The sequence below is a fragment of the Bacillus sp. FJAT-27001 genome (assembly GCF_019039175.1).
Classification (GTDB): domain Bacteria; phylum Bacillota; class Bacilli; order Bacillales; family Bacillaceae; genus Bacillus; species Bacillus velezensis.
This window is the reverse complement of sequence record NZ_JAHOAA010000006.1, coordinates 171,784-197,241: the sequence shown is the minus strand read 5'-3', so window position 1 is coordinate 197,241 and position 25,458 is coordinate 171,784. Positions and strand designations below refer to the sequence as shown.

The 25,458-nt window shown below is 41.1% G+C and carries 24 protein-coding genes, 2 pseudogenes and 1 riboswitch; of the genes and pseudogenes, 11 read left to right on the top strand and 15 right to left on the bottom strand.

Annotated features, from left to right (window positions below; all coding sequences use genetic code 11):
• Positions 1 to 277 precede the first annotated feature (277 nt).
• Positions 278 to 378: riboswitch (TPP riboswitch) on the top strand.
• A 100-nt stretch (positions 379 to 478) separates the two neighbouring features.
• A complete protein-coding gene (gene thiT / locus BGM27_RS17280) occupies positions 479 to 1,060 on the top strand; it encodes an energy-coupled thiamine transporter ThiT (protein WP_007410163.1) in 582 nt (193 codons plus the stop codon).
• A 30-nt stretch (positions 1,061 to 1,090) separates the two neighbouring features.
• Here thiT and BGM27_RS17275 read toward each other — a convergent pair whose 3' ends face one another.
• Entirely contained in the window at positions 1,091 to 2,620 is a 1,530-nt protein-coding gene (locus tag BGM27_RS17275; protein WP_020954289.1) for a flotillin lipid rafts scaffold protein FloT, read from the bottom strand.
• A 19-nt stretch (positions 2,621 to 2,639) separates the two neighbouring features.
• Positions 2,640 to 3,170 (bottom strand): NfeD family protein, encoded by a 531-nt coding sequence (locus BGM27_RS17270; protein ID WP_007410165.1) that lies wholly within the window; start codon positions 3,168 to 3,170, stop codon positions 2,640 to 2,642.
• A gap of 146 nt (positions 3,171 to 3,316) precedes the next feature.
• Here BGM27_RS17270 and BGM27_RS17265 point away from each other — a divergent pair, with 146 nt between their 5' ends.
• The gene (locus BGM27_RS17265) at positions 3,317 to 3,805 is read left to right on the top strand and encodes a DinB family protein (RefSeq protein ID WP_007410166.1); all 489 of its coding nucleotides are present in this window, start codon (positions 3,317 to 3,319) and stop codon (positions 3,803 to 3,805) included.
• On the opposite strand, the gene BGM27_RS17260 is transcribed toward BGM27_RS17265, so the two are convergent.
• The 3 genes from BGM27_RS17260 to betB all read right to left on the bottom strand — a co-directional run bounded on the left by BGM27_RS17260 (position 3,806) and on the right by betB (position 7,157).
• The gene (locus BGM27_RS17260) at positions 3,806 to 4,387 is read right to left on the bottom strand and encodes an MOSC domain-containing protein (protein ID WP_007410167.1); all 582 of its coding nucleotides are present in this window, start codon (positions 4,385 to 4,387) and stop codon (positions 3,806 to 3,808) included.
• A gap of 71 nt (positions 4,388 to 4,458) precedes the next feature.
• Positions 4,459 to 5,667, bottom strand: coding sequence for a choline dehydrogenase (gene gbsB / locus BGM27_RS17255; RefSeq protein ID WP_007410168.1), 1,209 nt, complete (start codon positions 5,665 to 5,667; stop codon positions 4,459 to 4,461).
• A 17-nt stretch (positions 5,668 to 5,684) separates the two neighbouring features.
• Positions 5,685 to 7,157 (bottom strand): betaine-aldehyde dehydrogenase, encoded by a 1,473-nt coding sequence (betB, locus tag BGM27_RS17250; RefSeq protein WP_007410169.1) that lies wholly within the window; start codon positions 7,155 to 7,157, stop codon positions 5,685 to 5,687.
• A gap of 200 nt (positions 7,158 to 7,357) precedes the next feature.
• On the opposite strand from betB, the gene cudC reads away from it, so the two are divergent.
• The 3 genes from cudC (at position 7,358) to ktrA (ending at position 9,444) form a co-directional block, all read left to right on the top strand.
• The gene (gene cudC, locus BGM27_RS17245) at positions 7,358 to 7,912 is read left to right on the top strand and encodes a transcriptional regulator GbsR (RefSeq protein WP_007410170.1); all 555 of its coding nucleotides are present in this window, start codon (positions 7,358 to 7,360) and stop codon (positions 7,910 to 7,912) included.
• 159 nt (positions 7,913 to 8,071) lie between these two features.
• Positions 8,072 to 8,611: a biofilm surface layer hydrophobin BslA gene (bslA, locus tag BGM27_RS17240; RefSeq protein ID WP_003152178.1), complete on the top strand. Its 540-nt coding sequence runs from the start codon at positions 8,072 to 8,074 to the stop codon at positions 8,609 to 8,611.
• Positions 8,612 to 8,775: 164 nt separating this feature from the next.
• Entirely contained in the window at positions 8,776 to 9,444 is a 669-nt protein-coding gene (ktrA, locus tag BGM27_RS17235; protein WP_007410171.1) for a potassium uptake protein KtrA, read from the top strand.
• 33 nt (positions 9,445 to 9,477) lie between these two features.
• On the opposite strand, the gene BGM27_RS17230 is transcribed toward ktrA, so the two are convergent.
• Both BGM27_RS17230 and hmpA read right to left on the bottom strand, forming a co-directional pair.
• On the bottom strand, positions 9,478 to 10,323 hold the full coding sequence (locus BGM27_RS17230) for a glucosaminidase domain-containing protein (protein WP_007410172.1): 846 nt from the start codon (positions 10,321 to 10,323) through the stop codon (positions 9,478 to 9,480).
• Between the two features lie 141 nt (positions 10,324 to 10,464).
• Positions 10,465 to 11,640 (bottom strand): NO-inducible flavohemoprotein, encoded by a 1,176-nt coding sequence (hmpA, locus tag BGM27_RS17225; RefSeq protein ID WP_007410173.1) that lies wholly within the window; start codon positions 11,638 to 11,640, stop codon positions 10,465 to 10,467.
• A gap of 218 nt (positions 11,641 to 11,858) precedes the next feature.
• On the opposite strand from hmpA, the gene BGM27_RS17220 reads away from it, so the two are divergent.
• Positions 11,859 to 12,500, top strand: coding sequence for a cupin domain-containing protein (locus BGM27_RS17220; RefSeq protein WP_007410174.1), 642 nt, complete (start codon positions 11,859 to 11,861; stop codon positions 12,498 to 12,500).
• A gap of 60 nt (positions 12,501 to 12,560) precedes the next feature.
• On the opposite strand, the gene BGM27_RS17215 is transcribed toward BGM27_RS17220, so the two are convergent.
• Both BGM27_RS17215 and BGM27_RS17210 read right to left on the bottom strand, forming a co-directional pair.
• Positions 12,561 to 12,830, bottom strand: a complete 270-nt coding sequence (locus BGM27_RS17215) for a hypothetical protein (protein ID WP_007410175.1) — start codon at positions 12,828 to 12,830, stop codon at positions 12,561 to 12,563.
• A 1,224-nt stretch (positions 12,831 to 14,054) separates the two neighbouring features.
• The gene (locus BGM27_RS17210; protein ID WP_217031315.1) at positions 14,055 to 15,185 is read right to left on the bottom strand and encodes a response regulator aspartate phosphatase; all 1,131 of its coding nucleotides are present in this window, start codon (positions 15,183 to 15,185) and stop codon (positions 14,055 to 14,057) included.
• Positions 15,186 to 15,567: 382 nt separating this feature from the next.
• On the opposite strand from BGM27_RS17210, the gene BGM27_RS17205 reads away from it, so the two are divergent.
• A complete protein-coding gene (locus BGM27_RS17205; RefSeq protein WP_007409859.1) occupies positions 15,568 to 15,756 on the top strand; it encodes a hypothetical protein in 189 nt (62 codons plus the stop codon).
• 705 nt (positions 15,757 to 16,461) lie between these two features.
• A complete protein-coding gene (locus tag BGM27_RS17200; protein WP_007409858.1) occupies positions 16,462 to 16,614 on the top strand; it encodes a PhrK family phosphatase-inhibitory pheromone in 153 nt (50 codons plus the stop codon).
• A 487-nt stretch (positions 16,615 to 17,101) separates the two neighbouring features.
• On the opposite strand, the gene BGM27_RS17195 is transcribed toward BGM27_RS17200, so the two are convergent.
• Complete coding sequence (locus tag BGM27_RS17195; protein WP_007409857.1) at positions 17,102 to 18,529, bottom strand: ApeA N-terminal domain 1-containing protein; 1,428 nt, start codon at positions 18,527 to 18,529, stop codon at positions 17,102 to 17,104.
• Between the two features lie 55 nt (positions 18,530 to 18,584).
• Positions 18,585 to 19,892: pseudogene (locus BGM27_RS17190) on the bottom strand (phage tail tape measure protein); the annotation flags it as partial.
• Between the two features lie 576 nt (positions 19,893 to 20,468).
• Here BGM27_RS17190 and BGM27_RS17185 point away from each other — a divergent pair.
• Entirely contained in the window at positions 20,469 to 20,678 is a 210-nt protein-coding gene (locus BGM27_RS17185; RefSeq protein WP_032865308.1) for a hypothetical protein, read from the top strand.
• Here BGM27_RS17185 and BGM27_RS17180 read toward each other — a convergent pair.
• Positions 20,648 to 20,995 carry a hypothetical protein gene (locus tag BGM27_RS17180; protein WP_238535236.1) on the bottom strand — a complete coding sequence of 116 codons (348 nt, stop codon included), beginning with the start codon at positions 20,993 to 20,995 and terminating at the stop codon, positions 20,648 to 20,650. The genes BGM27_RS17185 and BGM27_RS17180 overlap by 31 nt on opposite strands.
• Before the next feature lie 84 nt (positions 20,996 to 21,079).
• Positions 21,080 to 21,550, bottom strand: coding sequence for a Panacea domain-containing protein (locus tag BGM27_RS17175; protein ID WP_007410446.1), 471 nt, complete (start codon positions 21,548 to 21,550; stop codon positions 21,080 to 21,082).
• A 493-nt stretch (positions 21,551 to 22,043) separates the two neighbouring features.
• On the opposite strand from BGM27_RS17175, the gene BGM27_RS17170 reads away from it, so the two are divergent.
• Both BGM27_RS17170 and BGM27_RS17165 read left to right on the top strand, forming a co-directional pair.
• Positions 22,044 to 23,864, top strand: coding sequence for a T7SS effector LXG polymorphic toxin (locus BGM27_RS17170; RefSeq protein ID WP_038462259.1), 1,821 nt, complete (start codon positions 22,044 to 22,046; stop codon positions 23,862 to 23,864).
• Between the two features lie 12 nt (positions 23,865 to 23,876).
• On the top strand, positions 23,877 to 24,317 hold the full coding sequence (locus BGM27_RS17165) for an SMI1/KNR4 family protein (RefSeq protein ID WP_007408575.1): 441 nt from the start codon (positions 23,877 to 23,879) through the stop codon (positions 24,315 to 24,317).
• A gap of 37 nt (positions 24,318 to 24,354) precedes the next feature.
• Here BGM27_RS17165 and BGM27_RS17160 read toward each other — a convergent pair whose 3' ends face one another.
• Entirely contained in the window at positions 24,355 to 25,326 is a 972-nt protein-coding gene (locus tag BGM27_RS17160) for an N-acetylmuramoyl-L-alanine amidase (protein ID WP_007408576.1), read from the bottom strand.
• A 47-nt stretch (positions 25,327 to 25,373) separates the two neighbouring features.
• Positions 25,374 to 25,458: pseudogene (locus BGM27_RS20625) on the bottom strand (phage holin family protein); the annotation flags it as partial.

The window sequence follows — 25,458 nt, the reverse complement described above, 5'->3', positions numbered from 1 at the left end:
TCATTACCGCTTGTTGAAGCAGCTTTATTATCTTACCACTCAGCTTCTTTTATGTCAACAACTTTTTTCAAGTTGTTTCCGAAGCTTTTCGTTGTTGTCTGCTGTTCATCAGCGACGTTTAATAATATAACACCCTTTTGAAAATATAACAATAGTTTTTTAAAAAAAATCATTAATTATTTTCTTTCATACTTATTTCAGTTTCTCTTCTATAGAAAGATAAGCTGTCTTGTGGTTTGGCATATTTTCTTGTATAGTAAGATTGAACTAAATACTTGATGACCACAAGGGGAGCATTAAAGCTGAGAGTGAACGTTTTGTTCTGACCCTTTGAACCTGTTAGTTAACGCTGGCGTAGGGATGTGGCAAAGCCAAATGATTTGCAGTTTATGTAAGCAGCGCGCGGACCTTTTCCCATCCTTCCCCGCGCTGCTTTTTTGTTTATCCTTGTTACGGTTGTCTGACCAGGGGGAAAACTATGAATCATTCAACACAGCTTGTGCGCTTAATTGAAATAGCGATTATGACCGGGGCGGCTGTCATTCTGGACATTGTCTCAGGTATGTTTCTCCGGATGCCCCAAGGCGGTTCGGTCTCTATTATGATGATTCCGATTTTTTTGATTTCATTCCGCTGGGGAGTGAAAGCCGGGCTTACGACAGGCTTTTTGACAGGGATTGTCCAGATCGCCATCGGCAATTTGTTTTTGCAGCACCCGGTGCAGCTATTTCTTGATTACATCGCGGCATTTGCAGTCCTCGGTTTCAGCGGCTTGTTTGCTTCCGGTGTACGGGAATCGGCATTGAATAAAAAAAGAGGCGCTTTAACGATGTATGTTATAGGCGGTGTTTTCATCGGCAGTGTGCTGCGCTATGCGGCACATGTGGTCTCCGGAGCGGTCTTTTTCGGAAGCTATGCTCCGAAAGGCACGCCGGTATGGATTTATTCGTCCGTCTATAACGCGACTTATATGATTCCTTCTTTTATCCTTTCGGCCATTGTCCTTATCTTATTATTCATGACTGCGCCGCGGCTTCTTGAAGCTAAGCGGACGAACTGAAACAGCAGGCGGTTTACGCCTGCTGTTTTTTTATTCCGGGCTGTGCCGTTCGTTCGAATCACTCAGTTCTTTTGTAAGTTCATTTATACTTTGTTTTATGTTGCCTTTGCCTGAAAAATTCTCAATAAGCTCTTTTACATTGATTCCGGAAGATGCTTTTAAGCTTTCCTGAAGACCGGCCATTAAATTGGTTGCGTAGCCTGTGACTTTATTGGCCCCGCCGTTTTCACCGCTTCCTCCCGTATCAACGACGGTTATTTTATCAATGTTGGAAAGAGGCGCTGAGACTTGCTTCGCATATTCAGGCAGCATTTTCACAATCATATCAAGGATTGCAGCCTGCCCGTATTTTTCGAATGCTTCGGCGATTTTTTCTTTAGCTTCCGCTTCTGCGAGACCTTTCAGGCGGATGACTTCCGCTTCGGTTTCTCCTCTCGCCTTTTCAGCCTCCGCTTTAGCAAGACCGTCAATTCTCACGCGTTCCGCTTCCGCCTTGGCCATCGCTTCGATGCTGTACTGCTCGGCATCCGCTTCTGCGAGCTGCTTCGCTTTTGCGGCCGCGGCCGCTTGTTCCACCGAGTAACGGTCAGCATCGGCTTTTTTCTTCACTTCAGAGTCATATTGGCGCTCACGGCGCAGAATTTCTTTTTCCTCCAATTCAATCTGCTTTTGCCGCTCAATAATTTTAATTTGCATTTCCTGCTCTGTCACCTGCTGGCGGGCTTTTGCTGTTTCAAGATCATATGCCTGGTCGGCATTGGCTTTTGCTGTATCCTGCTCTCTTCTGTATTCCGCCATTTTCAGCTGATTGATTTTTTCCGCTTCAGCTATTTCCGTCGCCCGCTCCAGCTCTGATTTTTTTGCGTCTTTATCAGCGGCCGCGCGTTTAATCCTCGTCTCTTTATCCGCTTCTGCCGTGGCAATGTCCGCATCCCGCTTGACTTGGGCGATTCTCGGCTTACCTAATGATTCAAGATAGCCGTTTTTATCGCGGACGTCTTTAATCGTAAAAGAAACGATCACGAGCCCCATTTTAGCAAGATCCTGAGACGCGACCCGCTGGACTTCCTGAGAAAACTTTTCCCTGTTTTTATAAATCTCTTCAACGGTCATGGAGCCGAGGATGGAGCGCAGATGGCCTTCCAGCACCTCCCGCGCCTCCTGCTCACGGTCTTCCTTAGATTTCCCCAAAAATTGTTCAGCTGCTGTTGCGATTTCACTGATAGAGCCTCCGATTTTAATAATGGCGGTTCCGTCGGCCATTACCGGCACGCCTTGTTCTGTATAGACTTCAGGTGTAGAGACATCAAGTTTGCTTGACAGTAAACTGAGAGGTTCTGCCTGCTGGAATACCGGGAGCACGAACGTTCCCCCGCCCCGGACGATTTTCAGACGATTTCCGCCTTCATCAATGTGGACGTTCTTATTTCCCAAATAACTTCCGGTCACGATAAGGGCTTCGTCCGGCCCCGCTGTCCGGTACTTCGTAATAAATACAGCAATAAGTGCGATGAGTAAAAAGAATACGATTCCGATAACAATGATAATCGGCATAGTCATAACAGTTCCCCCTTAGATATCAGATTGGTTCATGCGGCGTCACAAAAAGCACTCCGTCTTTCACGTCAATCACTAATACGGCCGTTCCGTACTTGATCTGTTCTTGATCAAAGCTGACGGCAGATTTAGAAATGGCGCCCCCTATTCCCTCTATGATCACTTCCCCATAGCCGTCTTTCGGGACGGAAGTAATGACCCTGCCGACTCTGCCCTTTAAATCCGTCTCCCGATAAGCGAGCGATTCTTCCGCTGATGAAAGCGGGACAAGGACGAAGAAGTGAAGCAGGCTGACCAAAAGAACCGAAAGAACAAATGAAAGCAACGCAATGACAGAACTTGATAGCGGAGCGGCGATTTCGCCGATATAACCTGAGGCTGAAAAGATTGTTAAAAAAGACAGAATCAATGCAGGGTTTAAAAATGAAACAGGAATAGCTTCCGAGAGGCCGTGAAACACATCTTGAAAAAACAGAATCAAAAGCGTGAGACTTCCCGAAATAATCAATGTGTAAAGATAGACCGTTTCAAGCGGCAGATGAAATATGTCCATCTTCTATCCTCCTTTCGGCCGAGGTGTCGGAGTGTTACTTTATATACGGATGTAAAGGTAAATGGTTTCAATTTTCTGATAAGGAAGGCTGATTACATGATTATCCAATCCGGATATGATATGTTTACTCTAAAGGAGGAGATAGGATGAGCATTTTTAATGAAGCCAGACAGCAGACCTGGGAAGAACTGAAAGGACTCTCTGATGAGGAATTCAACCGAAAGCCCGCGGCTGATGAGTGGAGCGTGCGGGAAGTCCTTGACCATTTAAAGAAAATTGACGAAACAGCGCAGACCCTTTTATCAAAGCAGGCAAAAGACGCACCGTTAAAAGAAATAGAAGAAAAACCGATGGAGTTTATAGAGGACAGAACAGATAAACGGCCGGCGCCGTCACACCTCGAACCTGAGCAAAACCGAATATCAGTCATTGAAGCAAAACAAGAATTAGATACGGCAAGACAGCAGCTGACCGCAGTTATTTCATCATTAAACGAGGAAGACTTTGAACGTGTGCTTCCGCATCCTGTTTTTCAAGAACTGACGATCCGCCAGTGGATTGATTTTATCGGCCATCATGAAAAGCGTCACATCAATCAAATAGAAGAAATCAAACAAAAAATCAAGAAGGTCTAGTCAGACCTTCTCGATTTTTTTCTTGGCGCGTTTCGGTTCATAGGAATGGATGGTGATCGCATCGCCCGTGCATATGTCACCCGGGCGTTCAACAATACAGACAATTCCTCTTCTGCCCATCGCGTGCCTCACAAACGCCGCGGCGAGTTTTGGCTGATCCGGATAAAAGGATTGAATGACTTCTCCCGGCTGAATGCACGGATCATTTTCTCCCTCGCACAATAGAGACGCACCGCTTGGAAATATCATTCTGCTTCCTTCTTTAAGCGGCGTCAGTGCAGAAAAACCGCTGATTGCGATGTTAGCGCCGAGCCATTCGGGAAAGATATGAGAAATCCCCATCTTCTCCGCAATGTCATCACATTCCTCCATGGACACGATTGAAATCTGTCTCCGGTTAAAAATTTCTGTTCCTCTTTCATACATCGGCTCACGCGCACCGGCCTTTTTTGTCAGTCCGAAATGCAGGTCACCGGGAAACCCGCCGTATTCCGCACGAAGCTTGTCCATCTTTTTGGTAACAAATTGTTCGGTATCCGCTATATATACGCCTTCCGTCTTTGCTGTTATGCGTTTCCACATCAGCCGCCACCGCCTTTTTCTTGACATTATCCTTAAAAAACCCCGCTCTGTAAAGGAGCGGGGTTCATTTATTATACCGTTTTCGGCGTTAAGTCAAAGCAGCGTTTGTAAATCCAGTTGTATGCTTTCTCATTCAAATCTCTTGGATTTCCGAAAGTTTGCGGATCTTTCATGGCTTCTTTTGATAAACGTTCAATCATGTCCGGAGACACACCTTGTTCTTCTAAACTCGGCACCTCTAAATCTTTTACAAGATCATACATCCAGTTGACGGACGCTTTTGCCGCTTCTTCGGTTGTCATGTTGCTTGTATCGATTCCGAATGCTTTGGCGATGCGGGCGAATTTTTCCGGATAGCCTTTCCAGTTGTATTCCATTACCGGCCCCATCATAGCTGCGACGCATTGTCCGTGAGCGACAGGGATGATGCCGCCGAGCGTCTGGCTCATCGCATGCGCCGCGCCTGCTGATTCACTGCCGTATGAAAGGCCGGCAAGCATCGCCGCCTGCGCCATGCCGTATCTTGCTTCCAAATCCTCTCCGTCCGCAAACGCGCGCTTAATATAATGCGCCGCATATTCAATGGCCATTAAAGCAACGGCATCAGTGATCGGCTGCGCGAATTTCATCGTATAGCACTCGATGGCGTGCGCAAGTGCGTCAATACCTGTCATGGCCGTCACATGCGGAGGCATGGACGTGTGCAGCTCAGGGTCAATGACCGTTAAATGCGCGGCGATAAGCGGTCCGCCCGTATTGAATTTAAATTCTCTTTCCTCATCTGTAATGACCGCCCATTGTGTGACCTCTGAACCTGTTCCCGCAGTCGTCGGGATCGTTGTCAGCGGAGGAATACGGTTTTCCAGCGGCTTTTTGCCTTCCGCGGCTTCATAATCAAGCACGCTTCCTTCGTGTGTCGCTTCTACCCCGATCGTTTTCGCTGTATCCATGGAGCTTCCGCCGCCGACAGCCACAAGGCCGTTGCAGTTTTCTTTTTTATACAGTTCTGATCCTTCGTTTACAAGACGTACAGGCGGGTTCGGCTCCACTTTGTTAAACAGGACGACTTCGATGCCCGCTTCCTGTAAAGATTCAATGACCGGGTTTGCCACTCCCGCGTTATAAATTCCCGGGTCTGTTACGAGCAGCGCTTTTGTGACGCCAAGCGCTCTGACTTCACTTCCCGCGTGCTGAATCGCACCGATTCCGTGCTTAATGACTGTCGGGATTTCGAATGTATGGAATTTATGCATGCTTTCTACTTTCATATTTAATGTCATATTGTATCTCCTCCTCGTTATGCTTGAAACCAGTTCACAGCCGCTGGTTTCGTGTTGCGGTAAATATGTTTGATTTCCGTGTATTCTTCCAGACCGATTTTGCCGAGTTCGCGGCCGAAGCCCGATTGTTTGTACCCGCCCCATGGCGCTTGCGCGAAATACGGGTGGAAATCATTGATCCATACCGTTCCCATCCGCAGTTTGGCGGCTACGCGTTCGCATTTTTCAATATCCTTTGACCATACCGCTCCGGCCAGCCCGTAAATGGTATCGTTGGCAAGTCTGATCACTTCTTCTTCAGATGAAAATGACTCAACTGTTAAAACGGGGCCGAAAATCTCCTCTTGGACTATCCGCATACCAGACTTGCAGTTTGAGAAAATAGTAGGTTCATAGAAGAAACCGTTTTGAAGGGCGGGATCATCAGGACGTTTGCCGCCTGTTTCCAGTTTTGCCCCTTCTTCGATACCGATTTCTACGTATTTTTCGACTTTGGCCCGATGCTCGGCGGAAATCAGCGGACCGCTTTCCGTATCTTCATGAAAACCATTTCCTAATTTGATGCGTTTCGTGCGCTTGATCAGCTCGGCTAAAAATTCATCATGAATGGCTTCGTCCACCAAAAGACGTGACCCTGCCGAACAAACTTGGCCGGCATGGAAAAACACGGCGTTCAGCGCTTGATCTGCAGCTGTTTCGAGATCTGCATCTTGAAATACGATATTCGGATTTTTGCCGCCAAGCTCCAGGGCAATCTTTTTCACATTGCCGCTTGCCGCCTGCATGATTTTTTTGCCTGTTTCAATTCCGCCCGTAAAAGAGACCAAATCGACGTCGAGGTTTCTCGCCAGCTCATCGCCGACAGAGGCGCCCGGCCCCAGCACAAGATTGGCGACCCCTTTCGGAATACCGGCTTCTTCTATTAATTGAAAGACTTTAATGGTTGTCAGCGGAGTAATCTCGCTCGGCTTTAAAACGATCGTGTTTCCGGCCGCAAGAGCGGGAGCGATTTTCCAGCTCGCCTGAAGGAGCGGATAGTTCCACGGCGTAATTTGTCCGCATACGCCAATTGGCTCTCTGACGATTTTACTTACGGAATCGGGAATCGGAGATGAAATGACCTCGCCTCCGTCTTTATCCGCCAAACCGGCATAATATTGAAATACATTTGCGATATCATCCATATCGGCTTTACTTTCTTCAATCGTTTTTCCTGTATCGAGCGATTCCAGCTCAGCTAATTCGTTCAGATCGCGTCTGATTAATTCCGCAATTTTCAGAACAAATTGTCCGCGCTCGAGCCCGGAAAGCACCGGCCACTCCCCTTCATCAAATGCTTTTCTGGCTGCGGCGATGGCTTTCACCGCATCGTTCCGGTCTCCTTCGCATACCGTTGCAATTTCTTCTTGATTAAATGGATTAATGATACGGCGCGTCTGTTTTTTTTCTGCACTGATCCATTCGCCGCCGATATAAAGCGTTTTGCTCATAAGAGTCCTCCTTACCGAAAAGTAAGTTTGTTAAATAAAAATTTAATGTTTTTAACAATATTAATTTAACACATGTTTTTTTACCTGTCAAAACCCGGTCAGTCCGTTTAGATTTTGACATTTTGTCATGATTCGTTAAGATTAAGAACATAAAGAAATGACTTAACAAATTTAAACTTCAAGAGGAAAAGAGGGACAGTATGGATGAGAATCCAGAATTCGCAGCTATAGAACAAGCCAGGGATCTTGTCATTGATTCCATTGCAGAGACGATGGATCTTTACGGAATCACCCGGAGTGTCGGGATTTTATACGGAACAATGTATATGAGGGATGAAATGACGCTTGACGAAATGCGTGAGGAACTGCAGATGAGCAAACCGAGTATGAGCACAGGCGTCAAAAAGCTGCAGGATTTAAATGTGGTCAAAAAAACCTTTCACCGCGGCACACGGAAGCATACGTTTGTAGCGGAAAAAGATTTCTTTACGTTTTTCACGAATTTCTTCCCGCCGAAATGGGATCGTGAAGTTCAGGTGAATTTGTCCGCCATCGAACAGGCCCAGGCGGATTTGCAGTCCGTTTTGCTGGCCGAGGAAGGCAACGCGGAATTACAGGAAGAAGCGCGGCAGTTATATGATCAGCTTGAAAGTTCGAAAGCTTATTATCATTGGCTGAAGCGTCTCGCTGACTCGGTTCAGAGCGGGGAGATTTTTAAATTTATTCCGATAGAAACGGACGAAAAAAACGCCTGAATCAAAATCAGGCGTTTTTTGTCGTGATTTGATTATTTTTGAGAAAATATAGGAACATAACCCCATTTACTTCCATTAAAATTGATGGTAAATTTTTATAGGTATGGTCGTTCTTTTTTAAGAACAACCAGCAAATTTTTTTTAGGGGGATTTATGAAAATGAAACACAAGTTTTTCTCAACTGTCATGGCAAGTTTATTCGGCCTGGTTTTGCTTCTTTCTCTGCCGACAGCGTCATTCGCCGCTGAGTCAGGCTCAACCGTTCACGAGCCGGAAATGTCCACGAAAGCGACTGCTACCTTATTTGCAAAATATACAGGTGCCAGCCAGCAGGAATGGTCATTTTCTGATATCGAATTGACGTACCGTCCGAACACGATCCTGAGCTTAGGCGTTATGGAATTTACCCTTCCTAGCGGATTTGCGGCTACAACAAAAGATACAGTCAACGGACACGCTTTGCGTGAAAGACAGATTCTGAATAACGGCAAAACAGTCAGACTTCCGTTAAACATTGATTTGCTCGGCGCAGCGGAATTTAAGCTTTCTCTTAATAATAAAACATTGCCTGCTGCAGGTACATATAAGTTCCGTGCAGAAAATAAATCATTAAGCATCGGCTCTAAATTCTATGCTGAGGACACAATTGTTGTTCAAAAACGCAGCACACCGCCGACACAGCCTTGCAACTGCAAATAATTGCGAAAAACAGACCGGCACAAGCCCATCGCTTGTCAGCCGGTCTTTTTTTTATGCTGTTTTCTTTCTTCCGGCCCTCGCATTGACAAACCCTTGAAACAGGAGTACATTCTTGTTTGTTGTATTTGGAGTGACGAAAACAGTTTCTTAAGGAGTTATGAGGATTGGGAAAAATCAAAAATAAACAATTTGCCGTCATCGGACTCGGACGTTTCGGCGGAAGCATCTGTAAAGAGCTTTTTAAAATGGGGCATGAGGTGCTTGCGGTCGATATCAGCGAAGAGCGGGTCAACGCATACTCCTCTTATGCCACGCATGCTGTGCGGGCAAATTCAACGGAAGAAAGCGAGCTTCAGTCGCTCGGCATCAGAAATTTTGAATATGTCATCGTAGCAATCGGCGCCAACATTCAGGCAAGCACGCTGACGACGCTGTTATTGAAGGAGCTGAACATCCCTAATATTTGGGTGAAAGCACAAAACTATTATCATCACAAAGTGCTTGAAAAGATCGGTGCTGATCGTATTATCCATCCCGAAAAGGATATGGGCGTGCGGATTGCGCAAAGCCTTTCGGATGAAAACGTCTTAAATTATATTGATTTGTCAGATGAATACAGCATCGTGGAGCTTTCAGCCACGAAAAAGCTGCATTTAAAATCCATTCTTGAGCTCGGCGTCCGGGCCAGATTCGGCTGCAGCATTCTCGCCGTGAAACATAACGGCGACATTCAGCTGTCCCCTTCTCCGGAGACTGTCATTCATGAATGTGACTGCCTTGTGCTGATGGGGCATAAACGTGATATTAAAAGGTTTGAAACTGAAGGAATGTAAAAAAGCCGGCGGGCTGCCGGCTTTTTTTGATGCTTATGTTTCTTCACTTAACTGGACGGCGGTTTGGTCAACCCAGCCGATCAGCTCATCTTTCACTTGAATTTGGTACCAGACGGATTCTCCGTTTTGTTTTTCAGATACGACTTTAATATGCTGGCCGGTAAACTTTTGCGCCGATGCCAGTTTAATAGAATGCCGCTCTTTTGACGGCTTGGACCACACGTCTTCAATGGCGTGGTCTTTGATGGCGCCTTTCATATCAACTGCTTTAAGAGAGGCATTGATTTTGTCATATTCATTCAGGTTATAGGTTTCTATGACATCTTTAATTTTTTCAGCATAGCCGGGGTCTGTGGCGTAGCCGGATTTTTGAAGGGCAGCCGCCGCTGTTTTATAATTGTCCGCTTCAATGACAGGCTTATACTTCTTTTTATTCCAAGACGTTCCGTTGACAAATAATTTGGCATGGTCATCCATTGATTCAAAAAACGTGCTGTATTTACGGAATTTTGCCCGAATCGTTTTTCGTTTTCCTTTTTCAAATTCATCCGTTTTCATCGTGACGTGTTTTCCTTTATAATCACCTTTTACACCGAACAGGTTGCGCGCTTTCCCCGCAAGCTCACTGTTCCCCCAGTCCGATTCGAGAATGGCCTGTGCGAGGGTGATGCTCGGAAGGACATGATATTTCTCATATAAAATCTGAGCATGCCCGGAAAGGCTGTCAATAAAGACCTGCTGCTCGTCCACCTCTTCAGGCGGTTTTTCTTCCGTCACTATGAATTTCGAAAACACCATTGATACCAGAAATAATCCGAATATAAGAGATACAGCAAAAAGGCACCCAAGCCCCCTTTTGGTCTTTGCTTTCTTTTTCATATCAACCTTCCTTTAATTCCGGAATCACTAGATTTATAATTTTACTGGTCATTGATGAAAATTTCAATAAAATAGGGAAAAAGACGGAGAAAGAACATATTGCGCAAATAAAAAAGACTCCTCTTTGAGGAGTCTTTTTGGTTATGCCATGCTCAGCTGAGGGCCGAACAATTCATATTGAACGGAATCAGAGTCAAACCCGAGGGCAAGAATCATATCTTTCATTTGCGTCATAAACTGCGCTGATCCGCACAAGTAAAATTCAGCATCTTGATTCAGATGAAGCTGCTCCAAGAAGGTTTGATCAATCCTGCCGCTGTAAAAAGGCTTGTCTCCTGAGCGGTCTTGTTCTGCCGGTTCACTGTATACATAAATGACGTTAATATTCGGATGATTCTCCGCAGCTTGTTCAGCCTCTTTGCGGAACGCGGCGTACTCTCCGTTTTTCGCGGCATGAATAAAAGTAACGGCACGCTCCGGCTGTTTTTCGGCGGCTGTTTTCAGCATGCTCATCATCGGCGTGATTCCGGAACCGGCACTGATAAGAACAACCGGTTTTTCGGCAGAAGACAGCTTGAAATCCCCGGCGGGTGCGCTGACTTCAAGTTTATCTCCCTCTTGAACTTCATTGTGGAGATGAGAAGAAACCGCTCCGTCCTTTTTCACAGAAATCCGATATGCCCCTTTTTGAGAAGCATCAGACAGGCTGTACTGGCGAATGTGCGTATAAGGAGAATCCGCAATCCGCACTTTAATGCTGATATATTGTCCCGCTTCAAATCCAGGAAGCGAAGAGCCGTCACTCGGTTTGATATAAAATGATGTGATATCTTTGCTTTCTTTCGTTTTCTGTATAACCGAAAATTCTTTATACCCCTGCCATCCGGCTTCATTGTACATGTCTTTTTCAATGCCGATGAAAGCCTCCGCAATAACACCGTAAGCTTTTTCCCATGCCTGCATAATCTCAGGAGTTGCGGCATCCTGCAGCACATCCTTAATTGCCAGAAGCAGATACTTTCCGACAATCGGATAATGTTCCGGTTTTACACCGATGCTTGTGTGTTTATGGCCGATCTGTCTGACCGCCGGAATGATTTGTTCTAATTGATCAATATTCGCCGCAGCCGCAATGACTGCATTTGCCAATGCTGCGCGCTGAGTCTGTTTCTTTTGGTTCGTTTGGTTAAACATATTTAACAGTTCGGGATGATCTTGAAACATCAGGTTATAAAAGCGTCCGGTGATGTTTTCTCCATGTGTTTTCAATACGGGTACTGTGCTTTTGATGATGTCTATTGTTCTCTCATCCAGCATGTTAATCCTCAACCCTTCTAAAGATGTATTTTCAATATATCTTTATAGTAAGAGATATTTTGAATAAAAGATATATTGAAAATGAATCTTTAAAAAAGTCGTCACAATATTGTGTTGGATTTGGAATTTATGGATTTCACCTCCTTTTTTTATCACCCGGTGAAACAGGGACACATATATTTGGGAATATACGTTTAAAGATGAAAGCGGGGGAGTGCATGGTTTCCGATATCGATTACACGTCTCCGAATACACAGTTCACTTATGATGTGAATGAGAGCCGTTTTTTTACGAAAGATGCTCGGAACTTTATCAATGTATTGGGGATTAAACAGTTAAACACGCTTGAAAATATTTCATTATTAGATATCTTTCTGAGCAAAACAAATGTGATTGAACCGCATACCCATCAAAACGCCGCTGAATTGGTGTACTGTATTTCGGGTTCCGCGGTGGTATCGATGCTGAATCCGTTCACCCAGAAAATACGGAATTATCCGATCTCTTCAGGACAAGTGGCGAATGTTCCGCAGGGGTGGTGGCATTATGAAGTCGCCACTTCAGACAAAACCCACCTTTTGGCCATATTCGACGCCCCTTCGCCTGAAGTGATATACGGCTCGGATATTCTCCGTCTGACGCCGCCTGAGATCATGGCGCATACGTACTGTCTGAATGAGCATGAGTGGGAAAAAGCCGTTTCACCGATCCGGCAATCAACTGTGATAGGTCCCGATAAATACTGCGGACAGACTGAAAACACGGGTATTTATGATATGAATAAGCCTTATCAGCCAAATACGCATTATCCGAATGATCCGTATCGGCATTATGATACGCCGTTATATTGGGGATATTAAACGGAGAGCCAGAGCGGCATTGACAGAAAGAGCCCCTCATTGAAGAGGGGCTCTTGATCATTACGGTCCGGTTCCGCAGCTTACTTTGTACTCGCCTTCGGACGATTTTTTTGAATAACATACGTGCGGCGTCTGTCCTCCGCCGCCTTCTTCTTTTCGAAGAATCGCAAAGTAGCTTTGATACGGATATCCTTTTTTATAAATGTCATGCCTGATGGCTCCTTTTTCTGAAGCAGACGTGAAGACGACGGGAGAAAGAGCCGGGAGCGCTGTTAAAAGAAGTGCCAGTGCCGCTGAAAGAGTTAGTAGAAGATAGATTTTCTTTTTCATTTTTCCTCTTATTCCTTTCATTTAGTTGTTAGAAATGAAGCAGAACATAGAGGCTGCCGCAGAGGATTAAAAACTTATAAAGGTATGGACCCAAGGGGGCTCGAACCCCTGACCTCTACGCTGCCGGTGTGGAGATGAGTTCCTGATACGAACAGACGTTTTATTTCAAACCCTAATCTTTTATTTGGCTAAAAATGAATAAGTTGGTCCCCAAATAGGATAATAAATTAAAGGTTAATTTTCCACTAGACCTGCCATCAAAACGCCCATCACAATCAATAATAATAGTAAAAGTAAACAAAGTGCTAGGATAACAAAAGAAATGTTCTTTGCAATTCCTTTAGGCGATTTGATTGCTAGAATACTCCCCACGACAATTCCTAGGATTCCAAGCGCCCAATGAATATGAGGCAGAAAGCACAATGCGAATAAAAGGATGATAAGCGACACTATTCCAAAATACTTTCTCATTTCTCTCCTTTCTATTTTCCCTCCATTAAATTTGAAAATTGAGCTTATCAATTCTTATATATTCTTAAGATCTAAAAATATAGAGTGCCATATTTTTTTAATATTAGCATAGATTTATCGTTCGAGCTTTAAGACGACGAATACATACGCGAGGTTATCTGCGCAGTTCATAAGGGGGATACATGGCTTATTATATTTGATTCTCTTTTATCCGTTGATACTTATGAAGTTGGGAGATGATCAAATGACTGATTTCGAATGAAAAGTGTACCGGATTATCTTTAACATGATCCAATTCGGAAAAACCCCTCCTTGGATGAATTGAAGAGAAAAACCGGCAAGGATGAACGCGCTATCCGGGAAGCAGTGAAGAACCTCATGAGGCAGCGTATGCTGAAATGGGATAAGAATAAAAACAAGTGGATGTTTTGAAACAATATAATGAAGAAAGGAAAAAAGCCTTTTCCGAAGAAAAGGCGTAAGCTGATCAAGTCTGGAAACGATCTGAGGCAGTTTGAAAGGTATCATGTGTTTGTTTTTCCACTGTGTTCACACCCACTTCGCATATAAAAGATAACGACAGACCCAAAATAATGAAGATGCTTTTTTTAAAATTCATACAGGCACTCTCCTTCTTAGGTTTGATTACGATCAGACGAAACTTGATAAGATCCATCAAATGAAACAGCCGATGTTGCTAGACCGATCCCTGACATTAAAACGACAGCCGACACAATGATAAATACGCCTTTTCTAAAATTCATACAGGCATTCTCCCCTCTGAATTTGTTTTTGCGTTTGAATCATTTTTTGATGATAAAAATAAGATTTGTCATATTGCTTTGACTCTGCATAAACAGCAGCCGTATCAAGAGCAATATCTTCTACATACGAATAGTTTTTATTTTTCTCAAGGTAATCAATTGTTTGTTTGATTCCTATTTGGTCTATTGCATTAATATATAAAGCCTCCAAATATTTTTGCAGAGATTCAAACAGCTTATCTCCTTGAAATATCGCTGATGAAAGTCCCTTTTTGCTGATTTGAATCGCCTCGCTTGTTTTCCCTTGTTTAAATAGAAGCTTTGCGTATGTAAACAAGGAATGCGGAAGGTTACCCAATTTATACTTTTCAGATATCTCCGCTGCTTTTTTTAAGTAGATTTCAGCTTTATTGTATTCTTCTAAGTCTCCGTAATTCTTTCCTATGTTGTAATAAGCAGAACTGAGCAGCCTTTCATTATTGTTTACTTGTTTCGACAACTCTAAAGCTTTTTCTAAATGCGGCAAGCTTTTTTCATAACGTTTAAAGTCTACATAGTTCCCTGATACGACAAATAGACATTGAATTTTCCGGACCTTATACAACTCATACTGATCGTAAATATCGAGCGCTTGCTTTACGTGATGCATAGAGACGTGGCTCTGTTTCATACCGTAATATGCTTCAGCCAGTTTAAAATGAAACTCCGCTCTCTCAATTTCATCATGCACATGAATGAGTTGTTTTTCAGCCTCTCTATAAAAGCCGATCGCCTTTACATACTGCTTTTGATCAAATTCATACATGCCGCGGAAAAATAAAGAATAATAGCACAGCAGGCCGGAAATTCCTTTATTTGATGCTTCGATTTTTTCCAGCAGCTCGTCAATTGTCGGTCTCACGCGGGTAGTCACCGGTTCTAAATAATCCAGCATAAGCTGATGGCGGAATTTCATGAGGGTGTAGTAAATCAGTAGATACTCGTCTTCTTCCATCTCATTTATTTCTTGTTCCACTTCCGCTTTCAAAATCTCCGCATCCGGAACACTGAACTGACGTATCATTTTGTACCATTCATTAATCTTAACGCCAACCTCCGATGATGGTAAAACAGAACTCACAAGGCCACTCCTCCTTTTATATAATATTCTAACATTTCCATAATATGTTTGGCGGAAACCACAATTTGTTTGCGATCTGCCGTGATTATAAAATCATAATTTTGTTGGATAAAAGATACATCATTTCTTATATCATTAGACATATTACGCATTACTTATTTTCACATAACTGTTGGAAATGTCCATTCTATTTGCGATAATAAAACTAATGTGTCGGGAATATAAATGGGGAGATTAAGGATGTGTCATTTTAAAATGCGCCTTACTTTATCACTCAAATGTTTTAAGCTGCATGAAAATGTGTACTTTGGGATAGCGTTTATAAGTAGACTCTCTACAAGTCTACTTTATTTTTTCTCATAAATAAACGAGGTGAAAATCAATGGATGGTATAGAATTTTTAGAAAATATGACACGACTTGGAGTACTCATTTTGGTGTTCTCCGGATATGCTGTTTATTGGAAATTAGGTAAAACAAAAAGAGAACGAGGGCTTACAAAATTTGAAGCTTGTCTTAGGTTCTCTGTCATGTTCGGTATATTAGCTTGGGGGGTTCGACTCTTGCTTTGAGTTTATGGTCATAATCCTTTTTTGTCGATATTTTACTTATCCTGTCTAAACAGATTAAAACCAGATAAATGTACCCTTATTAAGAAAAATGTGTTACCGTGTAGTTTCTTGTACAAGTTTCCAAAAGAGGAAATTACAACTTCGAAAAGATTGCTTTTTTGGCGTCGGTTTACTTTCTTGCTATTGTGACAATAAGTATTGCAATAGCTGTTATAAAGTGCTTGATGATAAATTTTTCGAAGCGCAAATTCATCATAATTTAAGTATTACATACTCAGCAGCAAACAGATCCCAAGACTGTCCCAACGCACTGAGAAAAGCCATAAGAAATAAAGAGTGGCGACAATCAGTTTTTTACATTAACTCTCTTTACATGGCTACCAAAGAGCGATTCCTCATGGATCCAAAAGATAAAACTGTATATTATTACAAAAAAAGGACAGGAAAATTTAACCTATGAAGAGAATAAAGTGTATGAGGCTTAAATAAACATCATTTATGCACTTCTTCAAGATAAACAAAACGAAACCATTGAGCAATGTTGGAGTTACATTCATTTCCTTCAAGAAAAGAATGACTTAGACAGTGCTCTTGATCTTTCCTTGATTATCTCTCAGTACTGCGAGGAGAAAGAATGTTATAAGTTGAATTTTCTAAGCGAGCTATTTTAGGCGAAAAGAAAATGAGGCAGTTGGAGGGAATAGGATGAAAAGATTAATACTTCGTGTGTCGGTGACAGCTATTGTCTTAAGTGGGTTAGCTGCTGGCGTTAGTTTGTTTACTCAGTCAGACATTCAATTTAGTGAAAAACCAGTCGGAACTGATATCCAAGTTGCAGAGAGACCAGTTGGAACTTAAAGTGAGGGGTATAAAATGACAAAAGGCGTTAAAATAACGTTATGGAGCATCCTAGCCGTATTCATCTTGTTAGCAATAATAGGAGTTGTATCATATTATCAGACTCCGTCAGCGTAAAAAAATCAGATCTCTAAAGTACAGCCCTATAATGGGCTTTTTTGTATTAGATGAGAACTTAGGTTATTAAGTGCAAGGTGAAAAAGATGAGCAAAGAAATAAATACAAAAGAACTTGATGAGGAACTAAAAAAGTTCTTAAAATGTTTGATGATGTATTAGAGATTTATGAACAACATGACGGCGAACCAGATATTAAGCTGGTGTAAATTACCCTTCAGGTCTAAAAAAATCAATCAACTAATTATGTTTGTAAACTGGAATGGGAACAAGCATGTACACTTTATTTGCGAGTGTGGCTGTCGAGTGCATCAATAATTATGAGTAATAAAACACCCTATCCTTTAAACTGGATAGGGTGAAATTCATTTTTACTTCTTCTTATTTAAAACCTCATTACTTTGATCTAAGAATCCTCTCATTGTTCTATGCTCTTTAACCTTCTTAAATATTAATTCCTCTTCTAATCCCAATTCTTTCAAGACTATAAAAATAAGAATTACCTTCATTCTATATGCAGCATAAAATTTTCCAATGGGTTCTTCAAGAATCATTTTTTTATTCGTATAATCAAAATGAGTTAAATAATTTCTTGTTTCAACTACTTTTTGAATAAAACGATCTCTATTCTCGCTATTCCCTATTAAAAAGATTTTAACATCCTGTGACAACCCATTTATTAATTCTTTTAATCTTCTCCCTAAGTTATATTCATTGCCATGATTGAATTTATTTAAAAAGAAGGATTTTACTTCTTCATCCTTAATATTTTCAGTAATAAATTGCTTTATTTTTTTTGTATTATCACTATATAATTCTTGGTCTATTTTAGCTCCTTCATAGAATCTTCTATGAAAGATTTCTAATGTTTGAACAGAATTAATAAATTTAGTATCAAGATATAATTTTTCAAAATTAACTAAGTGAAAACTTATTATCGTTTTTAGCTTCTCTTCTTTCTCAAACCAATTATTTAGTATTGACTCAAGGTTTTCTTTTACATCATTATACTTAAATAGGAATTGAATATTTCTTTTTTTCTTTTTAACTTCTTTAATACTCTCAAAATATTTGTATTCTAAATATCTTTTTTCTTCCTTTTTAAACACCCTAAATAAAATATGCTCATCTGATGTAGTATAATCTAATAAAAGATTTAAAAAGCCTTTAAAAGAACGAACTATATCCAAAAACCAAGTCAGATTCTTGTTTTCGTCTGGACTTATTTTAAACCAGGAAGTATGACTAGCATTGATCTCTACCTTTGAAATAAAATCTCTTTTTGTATTCCCAATAAAATATTCTTCAATTGTGGTGTTAATGCTCTTTATCTTGTATTCTTTTGTTTCTGGAGGAAAATATTCTATTTTATAATAGTTATCTTTAGTTGATCGTTCTTCTTTAAATACCGCTGGATCAATCCAGGGGGTTAAGTAATCTGCGCTAAACAATACATCATCAAAACTTTCAGGAAATTCTTCTGTGTAATTACCTGCTAAAAAACTTCTCACGTTATAGGTTTCAATAGGTATGCCTGGCGAAGAAGATCTAGACCCACTTCTATTTAAGACATCAAGTTTAAAGCTTTCTCCACCTACAGATATTCCGTAAATTTCTTCAGGTGTTTCATTTTCAAAGTTTAGAAAGTAATCTTCACCAAGAACCCCAATTAAATCAAGCGTGATTTCTTCAGGAGTATACTTTAATGTCCCGGTTACCATTTTATCTGGATTATCCTTTGTCCACCATTTTCCCATGGTTTGAAAAGTTTCAAGCCTTCCTCTTTTCCTTACTTTCAATATAATTCCCCCCATTGAAATTAGATCAACTTACCGCTGTTTATTATTAATACCATTATCCTATATCCAAATCCAAAAATAAACAAAAAAGCGTATTACCGCTACGTAATACGCTTATAAATTTATTTATTTCATATTGAAATTTAGGTTTTAGTCCATTAACAGATTGTTTATACATCAAATCAACTGCTTTATGTGGGTTACCTGATTCATTAACTGTATCTTGGAATTTAAAATCATTATTAACCGTTGAGTTTTCAGTGTTATTGTTCCCTATGGAATTTAGAACATTCGTCTTTACATTTGCATTTAGGTTTGGCAATCCAAGTTTCCAAGCTACAAACGATACAGAACTTAGAATATCTTTGTACTTGCTTAGGTCGGGTTTAACTTGCCTCACAGCTTCTAAATCACTATTAGACAGCTTACGTACTTCTTTTACAGCTTGAAGCATGTTCTCTGTATCTGTCTTATTTAGCTTATTTAAAATCGGTTCTTTGTCATGCAGGAATGCAAGCTTTCCAGCCCCTAAACCTGTTCCAGTTTATCCGTCTGTATCAAATGACGATACTTTTTCACCAATTGTGTTCCCCTTAATAACTGTGAAAGGGCATTTAAAGCCTCTTTAAGCCTATCAATAAGGTATTTGAAATACTCTTACCAATGGACTCTATATTGCTGTTATTAAACTTTGAACACTCGTTCAATTGCTTGGTGATATCAGTTATCTTTCCATTCATGAGTTTGTCTTCAATCTTCTTAAATGCTCTTTCGTCATTTGTTAAATTGTCGTACTTATCATTTATGGCGTCCTGATCTTGTAGAACTTCTTTCCGTTTTGTATTGCTGCGATCTTTAATGAATTCATCTAATGCTTCCTGTTGTTCTTGAAACTGTTTATCTAGGTCTTTGACTTGCGATTTAGCCTCAGAGGAGTCGTCCATTAAAGATTATTGATCTTATCCTTTGTTTCCTGTATTGCTTGGTTTTTCTCCTTTAATTCCTTCTGATACTTAGCTTCTTCGTCTTCTTTGTCGATCTCATCAATCTTATCTTGTGTCGCTTTTTGATGCGATTCTAACTCAATATCATGCATTTTTTCATACATCTCTTTGTAGATGGATACAACTTCATCAGCTAATGATTTATAGATGCCCTTGATCGACTTCTTGTTGTTATAAAGCTCAAGATTAAAACCTTTCTGTTTATCTTTCCAATTTCCGATCTCATCTGTAATTTGCTTCTGAATTTCAGGGAAACCTTTTGCAGCTTTCTTTTGAGCCTCCAATTGCTTAATAAACTCTTTGGCTTCGGTTTGTTGTTGGTGGATTAATTTAACTTGTTGACTGTAATAAGATAACCTTCCATAATTTAAGACACGTACACGCCTCCCTAATGCTTTATTTTAGACATTAAAGAGATATCCGAAAGACTTAAACATGCAAAATCGGGCTTTACTTATGCCACCTATGTACACATTATGTCTAAAACCAAGAAGAAACTTATAGATAACCTGCAGCGATCAATAAAACTGTCCACCTATTATGGGGGTCTTAAAATAAGATACAGTGTTGCCACTTTAAAAACTCAGACACAAATGTTGCGTTTTGTTGCCAATTAGAGATTAGAGCAAATAAAAAACCACTCTTGAAATTCTCAAGAATGGCTTTAGATCAAGCTTTATTAGTATGGAGCCAAGGGGGCTCGAACCCCTGACCTCTACGCTGCCAGTGTGGAGATGCTTTTCTGATAGGAACAGACGTTTTATATTTAAACCCTATTTTATTAGGTTTTGCCGCTGATGATTCTGAAGAAAAATTATATACTCTGACCAAAAATGAATAACTTGGTCCCCAATTTGTCCCCAACTGTCCCCAAATCAGATCTTTTGACAAGGGAACTTACGTTCGTATATCATCTTTGCAGGAGTTGAATTGCAATGACCGATTTTGAGCGTAAAGTGTATCGGATTATTTTTAATATGACCCGCTTCGGGAAAAATCCCTCCATGGAACAATTGAAAGGGAAAACCGGGAAAGATGAGCAAGCAATACGTGATGCGGTGAAAAATTTGATGAGGCAGCGCATTTTGAGAGTGGGTAATATAAAAAAGCCCACCTATTGGTGTGCTTCCTCTTCTAATCTATAATTAGTTCGATCAATCACCCATTCCCTATTTAACATGACTGATTCCTTGAATAATTCATACTCTTCATTTTTTAAGTTTCCAATTGGAGACTCAATCCTCATATTCTTGACATTGCTCCATGACGTTTTATGTGTTCTTATAAAACACTCTTCGTTGAGTCCCAATTTATTTTTTATACTGTTATCTATATGTATATCATGTTTTGGATGAGGGAGTCTTTGTTTTAAAGTAGAGATGGGTAATATCTCATAGTCGATACTCATAGGATTTTGGCAGTCATCTTCATATCCTATGACCAAAACAGGGCGAGCTTTCACCTTGATCCTTCTCGCCCTTGTATCGTAGTACTTTTCTAGAGATGTAAAAATTTTCCCTACGTTATTTATTGGATCGGACAAAGATTAGTGCACCTCACAATCGATAAGTTGCTCATCATTAATCGTTATGTCGTTTATGATATCTTCTTTTTTTATAATATCAGTTCCGTTTTCATCATCATGTAAACCTAATCTTGAGATTTTATAAGCCGTATCCTCATGACTCAAATTTCTAAGGTATCCAGCTGTAAACTTACCATAATCATGAATAATCTCCCTTAAAGTATATTCCTCCTCTAGGGTTAATTCATCTTTGTAGAATTCCAGCATATTAAAGCTGCCTCTTACCCTACGGCTTACTGGCCCATGAACCCATCCTTCAAAATCGTTATTAAATAACCATTCTCCGAATGTAGCATAATGATGTTTTTGAGCGAAATACAGCAGTTTGTGCATTTTCATTTCTGTTAAATCATTTTCTTCCTCAGACACATTAAAAATTGATTTGTAAAGTGACTCTAATGCTGCTGCAATTGGCAAAATATCACGGGGCATATTAAACACCTCCATTAAATAAAAAGAAACTGTTTGTTTCTTTCTTATTCCATAATATGTGAAACTTGATTAGATGTAAATAATAATGATTAAAACTTATTAACAATTATTAGACCTTATTCATTTCTTTTAAACCAAAAATTTCATAAACGAGTTACTCTGAATTAAACAAAAACCCTTCAGAAGAGCCGCATTCATCATATGGCCGGAATTCCTTCTGAACGACTTCCATTTCTTTTCAGGGGTTGTACAGATCCACGCAAAAACAATCGTCTTAATCCTTCCAATTGTCTTAATAAAAGCTACCGAGTAATTCCCTGCACTGCCGGCTTCTCAGCCTTAAGCTCTCTTATCAAATGCTTAATCACCAAAAATAAGAATAAAGAAGTAGGTCAAATTATTCATTTTTCCTCTTTAGATAGCATGGTTAAACTTTTCTTTATTCTTCCATGGTAATATCTTGTTTAAATATTTCGTATGAAAGGAAATGGTCATGAAAGTTTTTGAAGCAAACAGCTTGCTGACCGCTGCCAAACAGCGTGCGAGTGAATACAAAGAACTGCGCGGCCAGATGGTCAATCTAAAAAAAGCGTTTCAAGGTATGGCTGACCTCGGTGACAGCGACTTTTCAGGCCGGGGCGCCGACAATATCAAAGCCTTTTTCCAGGACCACGCCGGCGTCACAGACAGCTGGCTTGATCTGATCGACATGAAAATCGCATTTCTCACAAGCCTTCCCGGCAAGGTGGAAGACGCAGGTCTTTCCGGATCTCATGTGGAGGAATCATTTCTAGAGCACGAGCTCACCCATGCCCTCAGTAAATCAAAGGCGATTATGGAAGAGCAGAAAAAAGACATGCGCTCCATCCTCGGAGAGATCGAAGATATCATCTCGCTCGATCTGTTTTCAACCGAAAACACGGATCAGAAGCTCTCTTCAGCTGACAAAAAAAGAAGCGAAACCATACATAAACTCGGCAAGCTTGATCACGATCTAACGAAAGAATACGCAGAAACCGAAGCGAACGAACAGTTTATCCAAGCCGACTTTCAGCAGCTTCAAAATGCCACGGGCAAAGGAAAAAGCGCCACGCCGCTTCACTACAACGCCAAAGCGTACCGTGAAAGCGACATCCATAAGAAAAAAGGCGATATCGCAAGACATTCGGATGCTTATTTGACGATTAAAAAGGAAGAAGCGAAAGAGCGTGAAATCAAGGATCTGAAGAAAAAGCTGGCTGATGGCGTAACCGACCCGGATGAATACTTAGAAATCGCCAAAAAGGTTGGCTATGAGAATCTCACCCCTGAACAGCTTGAATTTGTTTCATTTCTGGAACAGCGTAAAGCTTTCATGGATAACGGAAAAGAAGCATTGCAAATCATAGGTGATGGCGCCAAAGGTCTGCTTGTTGGTTTATACGATCTTGCCAAGGATACCGGTGAAGGAGCACTTCAACTCGGACGGAATATCGGTTGGACAATTGACAACTTAAACAAAGATCCTCAAAAAGTTCTGGATACTGTTCTGGAATATGACTATCTAGGTGTCTTTCAAAGTATGGTTGACACATTGAAGGATGATTGGGATAAAAAGATGATTCACGGGGATGCATATACACGGATGCACTATGTTACTTACCTGGGCGGAAGTCTTCTGTTATTGAAAGGCGGAAAGTCCTCTGTCTCAACAGGCTCAAAAGATCTTGCTAAAGTTGGGAAGGCGGCTAGCGAAAAGATTAAAAATGGCAATCCATCTGTCAAGCCTTATGCCGATAGATATACCCCTGCATTAGAAGGGATTTTACAAGACGCCGGGAATACTATTAATGTTAAAAATACGCCGCTTTTAAAGAGATTAGTTCAATCAAAGGATGATTTGTTTACTAAAGCCGCACCTTATACTTACAGAGATGAATATGGAAACCTCAAAACAGTTAACTTAAAAATGGGCCATCTAAAAAACCAAAAACACCCTAAAACTGGAGTTCCATATAATAAAGACGGTTTCCCAATTTTCAAAGCAAAATTTGATACAAAGATTGATTCCAAACTTTATAAGGAAAGCGATTATTTACAATTTAAAGATGCAACCTTAAAATTAAAAGAAGAAATTGAAAGAGATCCTTTACTTAGAAATCAATTCAATGACCTTCAAATCGAAATGATAAAAGCTGGTGAAACACCAGACGGATATACTTGGCATCATCACCAAGATTCAGGGAGAATGCAATTAGTTGACCAAAAGGTGCATCGGCAAACAGGCCATACAGGAGGCCGGCACCTTTGGGGTGGAGGAAGTAAGAACAGATAGGAGTTGGTCAATATGACAGAGTGGAGATTCGCCGAAGAACCTATCGGGGAAACAACTGTTAAAAAAATCGAAAAGGCTTTAGATATTAAGTTTCCAAACGACTACATTTCAACTATATTAAACAACAATGGAGCACGCCCAAGTAAAAAGATTTTTGACTATGAAAATACAAAAGGCGCGGTTTTTAATCGATTACATGGCCTAACTGAAGATAGTTCAAGTTTTATTTTAGAGGTTTTAGAAGATTATCAGGATGGAAGAATGCTTTCAGGGATAGTCCCTTTCGCCTGTGATCCTTTCGGTAATGAAATCTGTTTCGATTATCGTCAGAATAAAGAAAATCCCTCTGTGGTTTTCTGGGATCATGAAATTGCTTATGAAGACCCTGATGGAGCTTTGAGTCATATATCTGATTCATTTACCGATTTGGTTAATAAGCTATACGATGAATAAAAAGATAAATCCCTTCTCATAACGAGAAGGGATTCTCTTATGTTAGTAGAGCTTCAAGCTTCGCTTTTGTTTTCGACCCATAAATGCCATCAGCAGTCAGGCCGTACATGGACTGGAATCGTTTGACCGCGTTTGCTGTTTTCGGCCCGTAATAGCCATCTATTCCGTTGTTACTTGCCCCTTTGTCCGGGTAGTAATAGAGAGCCGCCAGTGCAGATTGAATCCGTTTCACGGCCGTTCCCTTAGTTAAGGGGCTTGTAACTTTAAAAACGCCTGACGGCAACGTGTAAGATGATTTCTTGCCGTTGGATGAAGAGCCGGTCGAGCCAGTCAGCTTTAATATTTGACCGACTTTGATTAGATTCGGATTTTTGATGCCGTTCAAGCTTTGCAGGGTTTTCATGCTTACTCCTGTTTTCTCTGCAATTACAGAAAGGACATCGCCTTTCTTGACGGTGTACGTCGCCCCGCTGGTCTTCGAATCTGTTTTTTGTGGTTTGGATGCTTTTTTACCTCCAAGGCGTTCAAGTTCTGCAACGATAGACGATTTCACTTCATCCCAGCGCCCCTCATCTAAAATACGGTGCGGGCAGTATTTCCCATTCCAGTCCTGATGCTTTCTGATTTTGTCAACGCCCCATCCGCGCTCTTGAAGTAACTGAGCGACAAACTTGATAGCCAGCGCCTCCGCTGCTTGGTATCGCGCTCCGCCTGACTTGCTGTAGCAGATTTCAACACCGATAGACTTACGGTTCCCGGTTCCGTTTGTACCGTCGCCAGAATGCCAAGCGTTCCGGTCCAGCGGAATCCCCTGAATTACTTCTTTATCATCTACGGCAAAATGATAGCTTGTCGATTCCCTGTTTCCCGTCATATAACTGATTTCATTGGCGGCTGATGCGTCATTTGCTGTGTTATGGATGGTGATATACTCCGGCGTCATTGGATTCGGGCATTTCAGGCTGTATTCTTTGCTTGGGACTAATCTCTTTTTCACTGGAATTGTCATAAAAAATCTCTCCTATTCTGTTTTGGAAATATAAAAAAGCAGCCGGGTTAAACAGCTGCCTGATCGTCTTTTTCTGTTTTCTGGTCGTTGTCGTTTTCGATTACGTGCAGGCGCTCCGTGATGACGGCCGGA

What these genes read in the sequence shown, in the direction of transcription:
- thiT (WP_007410163.1), top strand. Translation starts at nt 479, where the DNA reads ATGAATCATTCAACACAGCTTGTGCGCTTAATTGAAATAGCGATTATG.
- BGM27_RS17275 (WP_020954289.1), bottom strand. Translation starts at nt 2,620, where the DNA reads ATGACTATGCCGATTATCATTGTTATCGGAATCGTATTCTTTTTACTC.
- BGM27_RS17270 (WP_007410165.1), bottom strand. Translation starts at nt 3,170, where the DNA reads ATGGACATATTTCATCTGCCGCTTGAAACGGTCTATCTTTACACATTG.
- BGM27_RS17265 (WP_007410166.1), top strand. Translation starts at nt 3,317, where the DNA reads ATGAGCATTTTTAATGAAGCCAGACAGCAGACCTGGGAAGAACTGAAA.
- BGM27_RS17260 (WP_007410167.1), bottom strand. Translation starts at nt 4,387, where the DNA reads ATGTGGAAACGCATAACAGCAAAGACGGAAGGCGTATATATAGCGGAT.
- gbsB (WP_007410168.1), bottom strand. Translation starts at nt 5,667, where the DNA reads ATGACATTAAATATGAAAGTAGAAAGCATGCATAAATTCCATACATTC.
- betB (WP_007410169.1), bottom strand. Translation starts at nt 7,157, where the DNA reads ATGAGCAAAACGCTTTATATCGGCGGCGAATGGATCAGTGCAGAAAAA.
- cudC (WP_007410170.1), top strand. Translation starts at nt 7,358, where the DNA reads ATGGATGAGAATCCAGAATTCGCAGCTATAGAACAAGCCAGGGATCTT.
- bslA (WP_003152178.1), top strand. Translation starts at nt 8,072, where the DNA reads ATGAAACACAAGTTTTTCTCAACTGTCATGGCAAGTTTATTCGGCCTG.
- BGM27_RS17230 (WP_007410172.1), bottom strand. Translation starts at nt 10,323, where the DNA reads ATGAAAAAGAAAGCAAAGACCAAAAGGGGGCTTGGGTGCCTTTTTGCT.
- hmpA (WP_007410173.1), bottom strand. Translation starts at nt 11,640, where the DNA reads ATGCTGGATGAGAGAACAATAGACATCATCAAAAGCACAGTACCCGTA.
- BGM27_RS17220 (WP_007410174.1), top strand. Translation starts at nt 11,859, where the DNA reads ATGGTTTCCGATATCGATTACACGTCTCCGAATACACAGTTCACTTAT.
- BGM27_RS17215 (WP_007410175.1), bottom strand. Translation starts at nt 12,830, where the DNA reads ATGAAAAAGAAAATCTATCTTCTACTAACTCTTTCAGCGGCACTGGCA.
- BGM27_RS17205 (WP_007409859.1), top strand. Translation starts at nt 15,568, where the DNA reads ATGGATGGTATAGAATTTTTAGAAAATATGACACGACTTGGAGTACTC.
- BGM27_RS17200 (WP_007409858.1), top strand. Translation starts at nt 16,462, where the DNA reads ATGAAAAGATTAATACTTCGTGTGTCGGTGACAGCTATTGTCTTAAGT.
- BGM27_RS17185 (WP_032865308.1), top strand. Translation starts at nt 20,469, where the DNA reads ATGACCGATTTTGAGCGTAAAGTGTATCGGATTATTTTTAATATGACC.
- BGM27_RS17175 (WP_007410446.1), bottom strand. Translation starts at nt 21,550, where the DNA reads ATGCCCCGTGATATTTTGCCAATTGCAGCAGCATTAGAGTCACTTTAC.
- BGM27_RS17170 (WP_038462259.1), top strand. Translation starts at nt 22,044, where the DNA reads ATGAAAGTTTTTGAAGCAAACAGCTTGCTGACCGCTGCCAAACAGCGT.
- BGM27_RS17165 (WP_007408575.1), top strand. Translation starts at nt 23,877, where the DNA reads ATGACAGAGTGGAGATTCGCCGAAGAACCTATCGGGGAAACAACTGTT.
- BGM27_RS17160 (WP_007408576.1), bottom strand. Translation starts at nt 25,326, where the DNA reads ATGACAATTCCAGTGAAAAAGAGATTAGTCCCAAGCAAAGAATACAGC.